The organism is Mesorhizobium sp. GbtcB19, assembly GCF_019091085.1.
Lineage (GTDB): Bacteria > Pseudomonadota > Alphaproteobacteria > Rhizobiales > Rhizobiaceae > Mesorhizobium.
Genome location: NZ_JAGXJY010000492.1, coordinates 1 through 238 on the forward strand (window position 1 = coordinate 1; position 238 = coordinate 238).

Genomic DNA, 238 nt, shown 5'->3' on the forward strand with positions numbered 1-238 from the left:
CCCGCCGATGCTGATGTTCGACCGCATCACCGAGATCAGCGAGCCCGGGGGGGCGTTCGACAAGGGCTTCATCCGCGCCGAATCCGCCATCAAGCCGGACCTTTGGTTCTTCGCCTGCCACTTCATCGCCAATCCGATCATGCCGGGCTGCCTCGGCCTAGACGCCATGTGGCAGTTGACCGGTTTCTATCTGCGCTGGCTTGGCGAGCCGGGCAAGGGCATGGCGCTTTCGACCGGG

The 238-nt window shown here is 64.7% G+C and carries 1 protein-coding gene; it reads left to right on the forward strand.

Annotation, left to right across the window (positions count from 1 at the left end):
- Nucleotides 1-238: bifunctional 3-hydroxydecanoyl-ACP dehydratase/trans-2-decenoyl-ACP isomerase (gene fabA, locus KVT37_RS32820; RefSeq protein ID WP_217579087.1), on the forward strand; the 238-nt coding region annotated here is incomplete at both ends.